Origin of the sequence: Polaromonas sp., assembly GCF_031411155.1 — a bacterium.
Taxonomy (GTDB): Bacteria; Pseudomonadota; Gammaproteobacteria; order Burkholderiales; family Burkholderiaceae_C; genus Polaromonas.
Genome location: NZ_JANOAL010000023.1, coordinates 1 through 14,712 on the forward strand (window position 1 = coordinate 1; position 14,712 = coordinate 14,712).

At 64.0% G+C, this 14,712-nt stretch carries 15 protein-coding genes; 5 read left to right on the forward strand and 10 right to left on the reverse strand.

Going from position 1 to position 14,712, the window contains the following annotated elements:
* Nucleotides 1-91 precede the first annotated feature (91 nt).
* The 9 genes from RMO23_RS01015 to RMO23_RS01055 are packed head-to-tail and all read right to left on the reverse strand — an operon-like array spanning nt 92 to nt 7,937.
* Nucleotides 92-841, reverse strand: a complete 750-nt coding sequence (locus RMO23_RS01015; RefSeq protein WP_309678183.1) for a polysaccharide deacetylase family protein — start codon at nt 839-841, stop codon at nt 92-94.
* A gap of 20 nt (nt 842-861) precedes the next feature.
* Nucleotides 862-2,361 carry a ribonuclease G gene (gene rng, locus RMO23_RS01020; RefSeq protein ID WP_309678185.1) on the reverse strand — a complete coding sequence of 500 codons (1,500 nt, stop codon included), beginning with the start codon at nt 2,359-2,361 and terminating at the stop codon, nt 862-864.
* Nucleotides 2,362-2,382: 21 nt separating this feature from the next.
* On the reverse strand, nt 2,383-2,985 hold the full coding sequence (locus tag RMO23_RS01025; RefSeq protein WP_309678207.1) for a Maf family protein: 603 nt from the start codon (nt 2,983-2,985) through the stop codon (nt 2,383-2,385).
* A gap of 1 nt (nt 2,986) precedes the next feature.
* On the reverse strand, nt 2,987-3,454 hold the full coding sequence (gene rlmH, locus RMO23_RS01030) for a 23S rRNA (pseudouridine(1915)-N(3))-methyltransferase RlmH (RefSeq protein ID WP_309678186.1): 468 nt from the start codon (nt 3,452-3,454) through the stop codon (nt 2,987-2,989).
* A complete protein-coding gene (rsfS, locus tag RMO23_RS01035) occupies nt 3,451-4,284 on the reverse strand; it encodes a ribosome silencing factor (protein ID WP_309678188.1) in 834 nt (277 codons plus the stop codon). Before rsfS ends, rlmH begins: the two co-directional genes overlap by 4 nt.
* A gap of 28 nt (nt 4,285-4,312) precedes the next feature.
* A complete protein-coding gene (nadD, locus tag RMO23_RS01040; RefSeq protein ID WP_405041542.1) occupies nt 4,313-4,951 on the reverse strand; it encodes a nicotinate (nicotinamide) nucleotide adenylyltransferase in 639 nt (212 codons plus the stop codon).
* On the reverse strand, nt 4,942-5,868 hold the full coding sequence (gene hemF / locus RMO23_RS01045; protein WP_309678192.1) for an oxygen-dependent coproporphyrinogen oxidase: 927 nt from the start codon (nt 5,866-5,868) through the stop codon (nt 4,942-4,944). The genes nadD and hemF overlap by 10 nt, the downstream gene beginning before the upstream one ends.
* The gene (purD, locus tag RMO23_RS01050; RefSeq protein WP_309678194.1) at nt 5,868-7,172 is read right to left on the reverse strand and encodes a phosphoribosylamine--glycine ligase; all 1,305 of its coding nucleotides are present in this window, start codon (nt 7,170-7,172) and stop codon (nt 5,868-5,870) included. The genes hemF and purD overlap by 1 nt, the downstream gene beginning before the upstream one ends.
* 42 nt (nt 7,173-7,214) lie before the next feature.
* Nucleotides 7,215-7,937 (reverse strand): YebC/PmpR family DNA-binding transcriptional regulator, encoded by a 723-nt coding sequence (locus RMO23_RS01055; RefSeq protein ID WP_309678196.1) that lies wholly within the window; start codon nt 7,935-7,937, stop codon nt 7,215-7,217.
* A 65-nt stretch (nt 7,938-8,002) separates the two neighbouring features.
* Between RMO23_RS01055 and RMO23_RS01060 the strand changes: the two genes are divergently transcribed.
* The 5 genes from RMO23_RS01060 (at nt 8,003) to RMO23_RS01080 (ending at nt 14,342) form a co-directional block, all read left to right on the forward strand.
* The gene (locus tag RMO23_RS01060; RefSeq protein ID WP_309678198.1) at nt 8,003-9,517 is read left to right on the forward strand and encodes a DUF853 domain-containing protein; all 1,515 of its coding nucleotides are present in this window, start codon (nt 8,003-8,005) and stop codon (nt 9,515-9,517) included.
* 116 nt (nt 9,518-9,633) lie between these two features.
* Nucleotides 9,634-10,944 (forward strand): GTP cyclohydrolase II, encoded by a 1,311-nt coding sequence (locus tag RMO23_RS01065; protein WP_309678199.1) that lies wholly within the window; start codon nt 9,634-9,636, stop codon nt 10,942-10,944.
* Nucleotides 10,937-12,235 carry a URC4/urg3 family protein gene (locus RMO23_RS01070; protein ID WP_405041541.1) on the forward strand — a complete coding sequence of 433 codons (1,299 nt, stop codon included), beginning with the start codon at nt 10,937-10,939 and terminating at the stop codon, nt 12,233-12,235. The genes RMO23_RS01065 and RMO23_RS01070 overlap by 8 nt, the downstream gene beginning before the upstream one ends.
* Nucleotides 12,236-12,263: 28 nt before the next feature.
* Nucleotides 12,264-12,917 (forward strand): uracil phosphoribosyltransferase, encoded by a 654-nt coding sequence (gene upp, locus RMO23_RS01075; RefSeq protein WP_309678201.1) that lies wholly within the window; start codon nt 12,264-12,266, stop codon nt 12,915-12,917.
* Between the two features lie 141 nt (nt 12,918-13,058).
* Nucleotides 13,059-14,342 (forward strand): amidohydrolase family protein, encoded by a 1,284-nt coding sequence (locus tag RMO23_RS01080; protein ID WP_309678203.1) that lies wholly within the window; start codon nt 13,059-13,061, stop codon nt 14,340-14,342.
* Between the two features lie 33 nt (nt 14,343-14,375).
* Here RMO23_RS01080 and RMO23_RS01085 read toward each other — a convergent pair.
* Nucleotides 14,376-14,712: ATP-binding protein (locus RMO23_RS01085; RefSeq protein ID WP_309678205.1), on the reverse strand; the 337-nt coding region annotated here is incomplete at its 5' end.

Here is a 14,712-nt window from a genome sequence, read left to right on the forward strand (position 1 = left end):
CCGGTGGGCGAAAAGGTCCGGTTGAAAACCGCAATGCGGAGCCTGCGTTCGGCGGGCCGGGGCTGCCCCGCGGGCGTGCCAAAAGAAGCGCTCACGGGTGACGGCGGTCTTCGTAACCGGTCGCAATTTTGAGCCAGAACAGCGGCAGGCTGGTGGAACGCAGCACGGGCACCCGTGGCAGCTGCAACAGGTCAGCCCGCGCATGGCAGCGGCCGCGCCGGGTGGTCGTGGCGGTCACAAAACCCAGCTCGCGTGCCATGTCGACGTGCTGGTCTGCGTAGTGGCCATAGGGGTAGCAAAAATGACTGACCGGCTGCGCGACCACAGCCTCCAGCCCGGTTTTTCCTTCGGCCATTTCCGCGCGGCAACCGTCATCGTCGGTGGCCAGCAAATTCACATGGTTGCAGGTGTGCGATCCAATTTCCTGGCCAGCCGACACCCACTGCCGGATTTCTGCTTCAGTCATCAACTGCGTCTGCGCAATGCCCTGCATTTCGTCCCAGGCATTGGTTTGCCCCAAAAGCCCGCTGACGGCATAGCAGGTGGAAGAAAAGCCCTGCCTGAGCAATGCGGGCAAGGCTTGCGTGAGGTTGTTCTGATAGCCGTCGTCAAAGGTGATGCCCACCACCTTGCCCTCTTTCTCGCCGCTGAGGTAAGGCTGCAGCCGGCTCATGGACAAGCCGGTGTAACCCAGCCGCTGCAGCCACGCCATTTGCCGCGCAAAGGCGCCGGGCGATACATAAAGGCTGCGAAAAGGGCTGCCCCGGGCCGGTGCGTTGGCAATCTGGTGGTACACCAGAATCGGGATGGGTTGGCGGTTGGCGGTGTGGGTATTGGCCATGCTTTGAAAACTGCCGGTACTTACAGCAGGACGATATCGTATTGTTCCTGCGGCATGGCGGCTTCGGCCTGCAGGGAAATGGGTTTGCTGATGAAGTCGCTCAGGCTGGCCAGGTGCTGGCTTTCTTCGTCCAGAAACAGCTCGATCACCTTGGGCGAGGCAATCACCCGAAACTCGCGCGGATTGAACTGACGGGCCTCGCGCAAGATTTCGCGCAGGATGTCGTAGGTCACGCTGCGCGCAGTTTTAACCACGCCCTTGCCCATACAGGCACTGCACGGTTCGCACAGCTGGTGCGCCAGCGACTCACGGGTGCGCTTGCGTGTCATCTCCAGCAAGCCCAGCGCCGAAAACCCGTTGACCGAGGTTTTGATGCGGTCGCGCGCCAGCTGTTTCTGGAACTCCGCCAGCACCGCATCGCGGTGGTTGTCCCTGATCATGTCGATGAAGTCGACAATCACGATGCCGCCCAGATTGCGCAGGCGAAGCTGCCGCGCAATGGCCTGCGAGGCCTCCAGGTTGGTCTTGAAAATCGTGTCGTCGAAATTGCGTGCACCGACAAAGCCCCCGGTGTTGACATCCACCGTGGTCAGCGCCTCGGTCTGGTCAATGATCAGGTAGCCACCAGACTTGAGGTCAACCCGGCGGCCCAGCGCCTTGGCGATTTCCTCATCAACGTTGCAGAGGTCAAAAATCGGCCGCTCGCCGGTGTAGAGCTGCAGTTTCTGCAGGGTTGCCGGCATGAATTCGGTGGCGAAGGTCTTGAGCTTTTCAAACTGTTCGCGCGAATCAATGCGTATGGTCTGCGTCGCCTCCACCGCCACATCGCGCAACACGCGCTGCAGCAGGTTCAGGTCCTGGTGCAACACAGAGGTGGGCGGCAGACGCAGCGATGCCTCCTTGATGCGCGACCAGGTTTTGCGCAGGTAGGCAATATCCTCGGCCAGCTCGGGATCGGTCGCGTCTTCGCCGTTGGTTCGCAGGATAAAGCCGCCACTCAGCTCGCCAGCCAGCCCCTGCATGCGACGGCGAAGGTCCTCACGCTGCTGCGGCGGGATTTTTTGTGACACCCCGATGTGGTTGTCCTGCGGCAAAAAAACCAGCAGGCGCCCGGCAATGCTGATTTGCGCGGTAAGCCGCGCGCCCTTGGTGCCAATCGGGTCTTTCAGCACCTGCACCATCAGCGCCTGGCCCTCGAACAGCTGCTTTTCAATCGGCAACAACGCTGCCGAGACGGTGGGTGTGGCGGCACCGGCCGCCTGCGCATCGGTATCCGCGTGGCGGCTGTTGATGCTGCTCATCAGATCGGCCACATGCAAAAAAGCCGCCCGCTCCAGGCCAATGTCGATGAAGGCAGACTGCATGCCGGGCAGCACCCGCACGACTTTGCCCAGGTACACATTGCCCACCAGGCCGCGCTCCAGCGTGCGCTCGACCTGCAGTTCCTGCACCGCGCCGTGCTCGATCACGGCCACCCGGGTTTCCTGAGGCGACCAGTTAATCAGGATGTCTTGTTGCATGGTTTGCCAGAAAGTTAGTCGCTAGATTTTGAAGCCGGCGGCACGCAGCAGCTGCGCGGTTTCCCACAGCGGCAGCCCCATGATGCCACTGTAACTGCCGCTGATGTGGCTGATGTGCATCGCCACCTTGCCCTGCACCGCATAGGCGCCGGCCTTGCCCATGGGTTCGCCCGAAGCCACGTAGGCGAGGATTTGCGCATGGGTCATGTCCTCAAATGTCACCCGAGATGTGCTCAAAGCATCCAGCCGCTTGCGCCCCGACTGAAGCGCCACGGCGGTCAGCACGCGGTGCGTCTGGCCAGAGAGTTCTGCCAGCATGCGTCTGGCATCTTTCGCGTCATCCGGCTTGCCGTAAATCGTGCGGCCAAGGGCGACGGTCGTGTCCGAACAGAGAATGGGCGCGGGCGCCAGTTTTCTGCGCGCCAGGCGCGCCTGCGCAGCATCCAGCTTGAGGTTGGTCACCCGCTTGACGTAGGCGGCCGGGGCTTCATTGTTCAGCACGACTTCCAGCGCTTCTGCATCTTCACCGTCGTCAGGAAGCAGTAACTGATGGCGAACGCCTAGCTGCTCCAAAAGCTGCCTGCGCCTTGGGCTTTGCGACGCCAGGTAAACAAAGTCGGCCAAGTCATTCACGGTGGTAGGGATGGTTGATCGTAATGCTCCAGGCGCGGTAAAGCTGCTCAATCAGCAGCACGCGCACCATCGCATGCGGCAGGGTCAGGTCCGACAGGCGCAGGCGTTCGTGGGCTGACTGCTTGAAGGCCGGGTCCAGCCCGTCGGGGCCGCCGATCACGATGGCCACATCGTCGCCCGACAGTTGCCAAGCCTTGAGCCTTTCGGCCAGCGCGACGGTGGTGACGGCGGTGCCGCGTTCATCGAGTGCCACGACACGGGTTCCGCGCGCGATGGCGCCTTCAATGCGGGTGCGTTCGGCGGCCAACAGGCTCTCAAGGGTTTTGGAGGCGCGCGGCTCGGTTTTCACCGCCTTGAGCTCGACCTTGAGTTCGGGGGGAAAGCGCTTGGCGTAGTCGTCGTAGGCCGTCTGCGCCCAGTCGGGCACCTTCTGGCCAACGGCCACGATCGTCAGCCTCATTGGCTCCGGGTCGTGGTTTTCTTTGCCGCAGGCTTTTTGGCCGCGGTTTTGGCCACCGCTTTGGCGGCGGTCTTCCTGGCCGCTACTTTTTTGGGCACCGGAACTTTAATGACAGGCGTTTTGGTGGCCGCTTTTTTGACGGCCGTTTTGGCTGCTGTCTTGACCGGCCTGGCTACCGGCTCCGCCGCTTGCGCGCTGGCGTTGCGCTTGGCGGTCCAGTCATTGGTCTTGCCGACTCGTCCGACATAGCTGGAATCCACGGTGGTGGCAGGCGCCGGCTTCGGCGCGGCCTTGGCTCCGCCCCTGGCCGCCGTTTTACCGGCAGTTTTACCAGAGGTTTTGCCGGTGGTTTTAGCGCCGGGTCTGGCTTTGGCACTGGCCTTCACGCCGGCCTTGGGCTCTGGGGCGGCTTCAGGTTTGGAGGCCTTGACCAAAGGCGCGGGCGCGCCCAGCTTGATCTTGACGGGCTTGTCGCCCCAGAGCTCTTCAAGGTGGTAGTACTGGCGAATCGTCGGCTGCATGATGTGGGCCACGGCCGCGCCGCAGTCCACAATAATCCACTCGCCGTTGGCCTCGCCTTCGATGCGGGGCTTGGCAAAACCGGCGTCTCGCACCGCGTCGCGCACACTGGCGGCCAGCGCCTTGGTCTGGCGGTTGGACGTGCCCGAGGCCACGATCACGCGTTCAAAGAGCGAGGTGATGTGCTCGGTGTCAAAGACCTGGATGTCCTGCGCTTTCACATCTTCCAGCCCATCAATGATGGCGCGTTGCAGTTTCTGCACATCTTTCTTGTCGGCGGTGCTGGTGGTTTTGACAGGGGTAGAGGTCATGCAGTGCTTTGCTTTAGGGGAATGGGAGTTAACGGGGACTGTAAAGCTGGTGTAGCGAAATATAACGCGCAACCGGCTCAGGCACCAAGTGGGTAAGTTCATCGGCGCTGGCCACGCCAGAGGCCATTAACTGGCGAATCTGGGTGGCGCTGACCGGCATCAGGGGCAGCTGGAGCGTGGTAAATCGGTCTTTTTGCCCCGTATAGGCATCAAATTGGGCCGGGGTCGGCGTCGATTGTGTGCGAGCAGCTATACAAATTATAGCAAGCCGCAAAATGTCCTGCCACCGGTGCCACTGCTTGAAGGCGGCAAACTGGTCCGCCCCGATGATCAGGTAGAGCTGGGCCTGCGGATTTTCAGCCTGCAGCGACTGCAGGGTGTCAATCGTGAAGCTAGGGCCCACGCGCTGCAACTCCCGCTCATCGACCACCAAGCGCGGCATGGCCTCAAACGCCAGCCGGGTCATGGCCAGCCGGTGCCCGGCCGCGCTGAGGGCTCTGGCCTTGTGCCAGGCCTGGCCGGTCGGAATGATGTGCAGCGCGTCCAGCGCCAGCTGCGTCAGCGCCGCCTGCGCCAGCGCCAGATGGGCGTTGTGCGGCGGGTCAAACGCGCCACCGAACACACCAATGCGCTTTAACCTGGACGCAGGCGCAGCATTCAAAGCCAGTCCCGCCGGGGCAAGAACACCTGGTACAGCCGCTCCTCGGGCGAACCCGGTTCTATCGGGCGCTGGTATTGCCAGCTCACCAGCGGCGGCATGGACATCAAAATCGACTCGGTGCGCCCGCCCGACTGCAGGCCAAAATGCGTGCCCCGGTCCCACACCAGGTTGAACTCCACGTAGCGGCCACGCCGATACAGCTGGAAGTCACGCTCGCGCTCGCCATAGGGCAGGTTCTGCCGGCGTTCAACAATCGGCAGGTAGGCCTGCAAAAACGCATCACCCACGCCCTGCATCATGGCAAAGCTCCGGTCTGGCCCCAGCTCCTGAAAATCGTCAAAAAACACGCCGCCTATGCCGCGCTGCTCCTGGCGGTGCTTGAGGTAAAAATACTCGTCGCACCATTGCTTGAAGCGCGGGTATTTGTCACTGCCAAACGGCTCCAGCGCGTCCTTGCAGCGCTGGTGGAAATGCACCGCATCTTCTTCAAACCCGTAGTACGGCGTCAGGTCCATGCCACCGCCAAACCAGCAGACGGCATCACTCGCGGCGCCGCCTGGCGGTGTCGCGGCCAGCATGCGCACATTCATGTGAACTGTGGGCACGTAAGGGTTGCGAGGGTGAAACACCAGCGAGACGCCCATCGCCTCAAAAGGCGCGCCCGCCAGTTCGGGCCGGTGCTGGGTTGCCGATGGCGGCAGTTTGGGGCCGCGCACATGCGAAAAGCCGCAGCCGGCCCGCTCAAACACGCTGCCCTGCTCCAGGATTTGGGTCACGCCCGAGCCCTGCAACGGCTCGCCCGGCTCTTTTTGCCAGGCATCGGCCACAAAGGGCTGGCCGTCGAGTTTGGCCACCGCGCCGGTGATGCGCTCCTGCAGGCCCAGCAAATACGTGCGGACGCCCGAGAGTTCAGTCATGGCCATCAGGCCTTGATGGCCCGGTACCCAATGTCCTTGCGGTACTGGGCGCCGTCAAAATGGATGCCCTGCGTCACCTCATAGGCACGCTGCTGGGCGGCCTTGACGGTGCTGCCCAGCGCCGTGACGCACAGCACCCGGCCGCCCGAAGTCACGGTGGCGCCATCCTGCGCGCGGGTGCCGGCATGAAACACCATGGCGTCCTCGGCCGGCTCATGGCTGCTGCGCGGCAGGCCGTGAATCACATCGCCCTTGCGCGGCTGTAGCGGGTAGCCGTGCGCGGCCATCACCACGCCCAGCGCCGGGCGCCGGTCCCAGTCCAGCTCAACCTGGTCCAGCGCGCCCGAGGTGGCCGCCATCATGACCTCATACAAGTCAGTTTTCAGCCGCATCATGATGGGCTGGGTCTCGGGGTCGCCCATGCGGCAATTGAATTCAAGCGTCTTGGGCCTGCCCTGCGCGTCAATCATCAGGCCGGCATACAAAAAGCCGGTAAACACCATGCCGTCTTTTTCCATGCCCTTGATGGTCGGCATGATGATTTCGCGCATGGCGCGGCCGTGCACCTCGGGCGTCACCACCGGCGCCGGCGAATAGGCCCCCATGCCGCCGGTGTTGGGGCCCTGGTCGCCGTCCAGCAGGCGCTTGTGGTCCTGGCTGGTCGCCATCACCGCCACGTTTTTGCCATCGCACATGACGATGAAGCTGGCTTCCTCGCCCTGCAAAAACTCCTCGATGACGACGCGGGCACCGCCCTCGTTGTGCGTGACGCCGAGTGGATTGAACTCCGGGTTGGGTGCCAGCATGAACTCAATCGCCTCATGGGCTTCGTGCAGCGTCATCGCCACCACCACCCCCTTGCCGGCGGCCAGGCCATCGGCCTTGACCACGATGGGCGCGCCTTTTTCATCGACGTAGGCATGCGCCGCCGCCGCATCGGTAAAGGTTTCGTACTCCGCCGTCGGAATCTGGTGGCGCTTCATGAAGGCCTTGGAAAAGGCCTTGGAGCTTTCCAGCTGCGCCGCCGCCCTGGTCGGGCCAAACACCCGCAGACCATGGGCGCGGAACTCATCGACAATGCCGGCCGCCAGCGGCTGCTCCGGGCCCACCACCGTCAACGCTATCTTTTCAGTAGCGGCCCACTGGCGCAGTGCCTTGACGTCGGTGATATCGATGTTCTCAAGCCGGGCATCGAGCGCGGTCCCGCCGTTGCCGGGCGCCACGTACACCGCCTGCACCTTGGGCGACTGGGCCAGCTTCCAGGCCAGCGCGTGTTCTCGGCCACCGCCACCCACCACTAAAACTTTCATGCTGCTGCTTTCATTGTTATGTGTTGACTGATGCGCCCGCGCTCAGGAAAGTTCGGCATTGTGAAAAACTTCCTGCGTGTCGTCCAGGTCTTCCAGCACGTCGAGCAGCCTTTGCATTTTCTGGGCATCGTCGCCGCTCAGCTCAATCGGGTTGTCGGCCCGCATGGTGACTTCGGCCAGTTCGGGCTTGAGCCCGGCGGCTTCGAGGGCGTTTTTGACGGTTTCAAAATCGGCGTAGGGTGTCAGCACCTCGATGGCGCCGTCGTCATGGCTGATCACGTCATCGGCGCCGGCCTCCAGAGCGACTTCCATCACCTTGTCCTCGCTGGTGCCGGGCGCAAAAATCAGCTGGCCGCAGTGCTTGAACTGAAACGCCACCGAGCCCTCGGTGCCCATGTGGCCGCCGTGCTTGGAAAACGCATGGCGAACCTCGGCCACGGTGCGCACCCGGTTGTCGGTCAGGCAGTCCACGATGATGGCGGCGCCGCCAAAGCCATAACCTTCATAGCGAACTTCTTCGTAATGCACGCCTTCCAGGCTGCCGGTGGCCTTGGCAATGCCGTACTTGACGTTGTCGGCCGGCATGTTGGCGGCCTTGGCTTTGTCCACGGCCAGGCGCAGGCGCGGGTTGGTGCCCAGGTCGCCGCCGCCCATGCGGGCCGCCACCATGATCTCGCGCATCACACGGGTCCAGACGCGCTGGCGCTTTTCATCCTGGCGACCCTTGCGGTGCTGAATATTCGCCCATTTACTATGACCAGCCACGGAAATCCTTTGGAATTGATTTAATCTCAGGCCATCATTTTACTTTTTCACTGCGGGACACTCCAATGGTCGAGCCTTTACTGATTGCCAAGAACGCTTCCACGCATTGCGAACTTCTGCCCGGCCTGGCCAATCGCCATGGGCTGATTACCGGGGCCACCGGCACCGGCAAAACCGTCACGCTGCAAACCCTGGCCGAAAACTTCTCCAGAATCGGGGTGCCGGTCTTCATGGCCGACGTCAAGGGCGACCTGACCGGCATCAGCCAGGCCGGCAGCATTGGCGAAAAAATGGCCGGCATCCTCAAGGAACGCGGCATTGAAACGCCCGAGTCCATCGCCTGCCCGGCCACACTGTGGGTTGTGTTTGGCGAGCAGGGCCATCCGGTGCGCGCCACCGTGTCCGACATGGGGCCGCTGCTGCTGGGCCGCATGCTCAACCTCAACGAAACGCAGGCTGGCGTGCTCAACCTGGTGTTCAAGATTGCCGACGACAACGGCATGCTGTTGCTGGACCTGAAAGACCTGCGCGCCATGCTGCAGTATGTGGGCGACAACGCCAGCCAGTTCACCACGCAGTATGGCAACGTCAGCGCCGCCAGCGTCGGCGCCATCCAGCGCGGCCTGCTGCAGATTGAAAGCCAGGGCGGCGAGAAGTTTTTTGGCGAGCCCATGCTCGACATCAATGATTTCATGCAAACGGTCGATGGCAAGGGCGTCATCAACATCCTGACCGCTGACAGGCTGATGAACTCGCCACGCCTGTACGCCACGTTTTTGCTGTGGATGCTGTCCGAGCTGTTTGAGCAGCTACCCGAAATTGGCGACCCGGAAAAGCCCAAGCTGGTGTTCTTTTTTGACGAGGCGCATTTGCTGTTCAACGAAGCGCCCAAGGTGCTGGTGGAACGGATCGAGCTGGTGGTGCGCCTGGTCCGCTCCAAGGGCGTGGGCGTTTATTTTGTGACGCAAAACCCGCTGGACATTCCCGACTCGGTGCTGGCCCAGCTCGGCAACCGGGTGCAGCACGCCCTGCGCGCCTTCACCCCGCGTGACCAGAAAGCCGTCAAGGCCACCGCCCAGACCATGCGGCAAAAGCCGGGGCTGGACATTGAAACCGCGATTACCGAGCTGGCCGTCGGCGAGGCCCTGGTCAGCCTGCTCGACGCCAAGGGCCGGCCCGGCATCACCGAGCGGGTCTATGTGCTGCCGCCCGGCAGCCAGATCGGCCCCATTACGGCCCAGCAACGGCAGGCCCTGCTGCAAAACTCGCTGGTGGCCGGGGTTTATGAAAAAACCGTGGACCGCGAATCGGCCTACGAAAAAATCAAGGGACGCGCCGAGGTGGCCGCCGCCGAGGCGCCCAAATCCGCCAACGGCGGCGCGGCCGGCCAAAGCGACTCCGGCGGCATGCTGGGCGGGCTGAATGATGTGCTGTTTGGCAGCACCGGCCCGCGCGGCGCCAAGCACGACGGCCTGGCGCAGAGCATGGCCAAATCGGCCGTGCGCACCATGGGCTCGGCCGTGGGCCGCGAGATCATTCGCGGTGTGCTCGGCAGTATCTTCGGCGGCAAAAAGCGCTGACTCCGCGCTGAGCCAGGCCTGAGACCCCGGGCTGTCGCAAATTAACGACCGGGCAAAACTTCGGGCTTGTCAATCGCAGCACGCATCGCTACATTGGATTTTTTGAAGGATCCGCAATGTCTGCTGAAGTTGCCGCCAAGCCTCTTGATCCGGTTCCGCCACCCTCGCCCACCGCTGCGTCCACTTCCCCTGCCTCTCAGCATATCCGCCTGACCTCCCACGCCGGCGGTCATGGCGCGCTGCCGATTCGCTGGGCCGCGGCCACCGCCACCGAGCGCGGGCCGGTGGTCGGCACGACCACGCGGCGCGGCCACCGCAATGTCATCGGCACGCACAGCGGCTCCTACAGCGTGTACCGCGCGCTGGCCATCGCCTCCGGTGCCTTGTCTGCCAAACACAAGGCCGACCTCACCAACACCTCGCCAACCGACATCATCGGCCCCTACCCGCAATGGAGCGAGCCCGGGCGCATCGTTGCGATGGACCCGTGGGGCGCGACGGTGGCCGATGTGTTTGCCAGCGAGCTGGCGGCCGGCTACGACATCCGCCCAACCATCGCCGTGACCCAGGCCCATGTGATCCTGCCCGAGGTCATTGAGGCCCTGCAATCGGGCCGGCTGAAAGCCGACGGCAAATACCTCACCGCCGGCGGCGCAGCCATGGTGACCAAGGTGGCGGTCGAGCCGGTCTGGTATCTGCCCGAAGTCGCCAAACGTTTTGGCTGCAGCGAAACCGATTTGCGGCGCGTGTTGTTTGAAGAAACCGGCGGCATGTACCCCGAACTCGTCACCCGCAGCGACCTGGAAGTCTTCCTGCCACCGATTGGTGGGCTCACCGCCTATATTTTTGGCAAGCCGCGCGACCTGGCCAACCCCGACATCGAACTCACGGCCCGCGTGCATGACGAGTGCAACGGCTCGGATGTGTTCGGCTCCGACATCTGCACCTGCCGCCCTTACCTGACGCACGCGATCGAAGAATGCATCCAGGGTGCGCAGCGCGGCGGCGTCGGCCTGGTGTCCTACTTCCGCAAGGAAGGCCGGGCGCTGGGCGAGGTCACCAAGTTCCTCGTCTACAACGCCCGCAAGCGCCAGGTGGGCGGCGACACCGCCGACCAGTACTTTGCCCGAACCGAATGTGTGGCGGGTGTGCAGGACATGCGGTTTCAGGAGCTCATGCCCGACGTGCTGAACTGGCTGGGCATCCGCAAGATCCACCGCCTGGTGTCCATGAGCAATATGAAGTACGACGCTATCACCCGCGCCGGCATTGAGGTGGTCGAGCGCGTGAACATCCCCGAGCACATGATTCCCGCCGACGCCCAGGTCGAGATGGACGCCAAGATGGCCGCCGGGTACTTCACACCCGGCGCGGTGCCCGGCGCCGAGGAACTGAAAAAAGCCAAGGGACGGGGGCTGGATGCCTGAGTCCGCACCACATACACCAAACGCTATCAAAAAAGAAGCTGCTGACGCCCGTCTGGAAAGGGCCACAGCCGAATTACGCTCTACAAAAACGATTCGCACTCGCGCCATGGCCTTGCTCGAACGCGCGCGCCGCGGCGACTCGGCCTGGTTCACGGTCAACGACGGCGCGATGGAGACCACCGCCACGCTGGTGGCCGAGCTGACCCGGGCGCGCTACCCCGACCTGAAGATTCCGTACCACAGCCGCTGGCGGCATTTCGAAGCCGGTGGCGTCGACCGGCTGGCGCAGCTGAACCGAACCCTCGCCGATGCCCTGCCCGCCGAAAAAGCCCGCGCCCAGATCGACCTGGCGCTGGTCAGCGTGCTGCTCGACGCCGGTGCCGGCGCGGACTGGACTTACCAGGAAGCGGCCGAAGGTGACCGCCCCGGCCATAGCTACAGCCGCTCCGAAGGCCTGGGCGTTGCGAGCTTTCACGCCTTCATGGATGGGCTTTTTTCCAGCGACCCGGCGCAGCCCTTGCAGGCCGACGCCAAGGGCCTGCAAGCCGTCACGGCCGAACAGCTGGGCGCGGCCTTTCAGGTGACGCCGGGCAATCCGCTGGTGGGCCTCGAGGGCCGTGCCGCCCTGCTGCGCCGCCTGGGCCAGGCGCTGCAGGACCAGCCCGAGCTGTTTGGCCTGCCCGGCCGCCCCGGACACCTGTTTGACCTGCTGACCCAGCGGGCGCAGGGCCAGGCCGCGATCCTCGCGCATGACCTGCTGTCCGTGCTGCTCACGGGCCTGGCGCCCATCTGGCCCGCGCAGAACGCGATGGGCCCGGTGGCGCTGGGCGATTGCTGGCGGCACCCGGCCGCAGGCAGCGACGAGGCCGGCCCCAGCAGCGGCTGGATGCCCTTCCACAAACTCTCTCAGTGGCTCACTTATTCGCTGCTCGAGCCCTTTGAGTGGGCCGGTGTGCAAGTCGAAGGCCTGGACGCGCTGACCGGCTTGCCCGAGTACCGCAACGGCGGGCTGTTTCTCGATGCCGGCGTGCTGCGGCTGAAAGACCCATCGCTGGCCGACCCGTTGCACGAAGCCGGCGACGAATTGATCGTCGAGTGGCGCGCGCTGACCGTCGCCCTGCTGGACGAACTCGCACCGCTGGTGCGCGAGCAGTTAGGATTGAGCGCTGAGCAGATGCCGCTGGCCTGCGTGCTCGAAGGCGGCACCTGGGCGGCTGGCCGCGTACTGGCACAGCAGTTGCACGGAGGCAAACCGCCTCTGAACATCCAGAGCGACGGCACCGTATTTTGAAATTTGACCATCAGAGGCACCCCATCCCATGACCACCCCAAGCGTCCCAGTTAACGCCAAAGTCCACCTGATCGACCACCCGCTGGTGCAGCACAAGCTCACCTTGATGCGCCGCAAGGACGCATCGACCAACACCTTTCGCACCCTGCTCAACGAACTGAGCCTGCTGATGGCCTACGAAGTCACGCGCGACATGCCGATGCAGGACGTTGAAATCGAGACGCCGCTGGAAACCATGACCGGCAAGATGATCGACGGCAAGAAACTGGTGTTCGTCTCCATCCTGCGCGCCGGCAACGGCATCCTCGAGGGCATGCTCAGCGTGGTGCCCGGCGCCCGTGTCGGCCACGTCGGCCTGTACCGCGACCCGAAAACCCTGACCGCGGTCGAGTACTACTTCAAGATGCCGCACGACATGCAAGAGCGCGACATCGTGGTCGTCGACCCGATGCTGGCCACCGGCAATTCGGCGATTGCCGCGGTCGAGCGCCTCAAGGAGCTCAACCCCAAGTCCATCAAGTTCGTCTGCCTGCTGACCTGCCCCGAAGGCATTGCGGCGCTGCAAAAAGCCCATCCCGACGTGCCGATCTACACCGCGGCCATAGACCGCGAGCTCAACGACCACGGCTACATCCTGCCCGGCCTGGGTGATGCCGGTGATCGCATCTTTGGAACCAAATGACCCCCACGGTCGCTCACTCCGTGTGCTTCCTGCCCCCCGAGGGGGCCGCTGCGCCTGCGGTCTGGCAAAGCCAGTGCCGCGGCCCCGGCTGAAAAAGACGCAGCCCTCGCGATAGCTCACACCCCTACGCGAGATCGTCAGATGCTTGACCTGCTCATCACCAACGTATCCCTGCCCGCTGGCCGCACTGGCATGTCGGTCGCCGTGCAGAACGGCAGGATCACCGAGGTCACCGAGGGACCGATCGCAGGCGCGCAGGCGCTTGAGACCGTCGACGCTGGCGGTTATTTGCTGAGCCCGCACTTTGTCGACCCGCATTTCCACATGGACGCCACCCTCAGCTACGGCCTGCCGCGCGTGAACGAAAGCGGCACCTTGCTGGAGGGCATTGCGCTGTGGGGCGAACTGAAACCCACGCTGACGGCCGAGGCCATCATTGAGCGCGCCCTCACCTACTGCGACTGGGCCGTCGCCAAGGGCCTGCTGGCCATTCGCAGCCATGTGGACACCAGCGACCCCAGCCTGCTGGCCGTGGACGCGCTGCTGGAGGTAAAGAAGCGCGTCGCGCCCTACATAGCCCTGCAACTGGTGGCTTTTCCGCAAGACGGCGTGCTGCGCAGCCCCGGCGGTGTGGACAACCTCAAGCGCGCGCTGGACAAGGGCGTGGACGTGGTCGGCGGCATCCCCCACTTCGAGCGCACCATGCTTGAGGGCGCAGCCAGCGTGAAGCTGCTGTGCGAAATCGCCGCCGAGCGCGGCTTGGCTGTAGACATGCATTGCGACGAGTCAGACGACCCGCTGTCGCGCCACATCGAAACCCTGGCCTTTGAGGCCCAGCGCCTGGGCCTGCAGGGCCGGGTCAACGGCTCGCACTGCACCTCCATGCACAGCATGGACAACTACTACGTGAGCAAGTTAATTCCACTAATAGCCGAATCACAAGTTAGCGTGATTGCCAACCCGCTGATCAACATCACCCTGCAGGGCCGCCACGACCGCTACCCCAAGCGCCGCGGCATGACCCGCGTGCCCGAGCTGATGGCCGCCGGCGTCAACGTCGCCTTCGGCCATGACTGCGTGATGGACCCGTGGTACGGCATGGGTAGCGGCGACATGCTGGAGGTGGCGCACATGGGCTTGCACGTGGCGCAGATGACGAGCCAGAAAGGCATCCGCGCCTGCTTCGACGCGGTGACGACCAACGCGGCGAAGGTGATGCACCTGCAAGGCTATGGGCTGGAGGTGGGCTGCGATGCGAGCTTTGTGCTGCTGCAGGCGCGGGACCCGGTGGAGGCAATCCGGCTGCGGGCGAATCGGCTGAAGGTGTGGAAGAAAGGCAAGCTGCTGGCGGAGACGGCGGAGGTGGTGGCGCGCTTGACCGTCGCCCACCGACCCGCCCTGACTGCCTTCGTCAAGGTAACTTAAGCATTCTGATTTTCAGCGTGAAGAGCATGCCTCTCAAGGCACCGGCAACACGATGTCGACCCGCCCGCCGCCCATGGCGCCGCGCGAGAGCTTCAGCTCCCCCTGGTGGCTGGCCACCAGGTCGCTCACCACTGCCAGCCCGACGCCGTGCCCGGCCACGCGCTCGTCCCCCCGCACATGGAGCCGCAAGACGGACTCGGTGTCGCTGAACCCGGGGCCATCGTCCTCAATGCGGATGCACAAGCGCCCGGCTTCGCGCCACACCCGCACCCCGACCCGGCCGCGCGCCCACTTGGCCGCGTTGTCCAGCAGGTTGCCCAGCATCTCGAACAAGTCGCCCTCGTCGATGCGCCAGGCCAGGTCGGCCGGG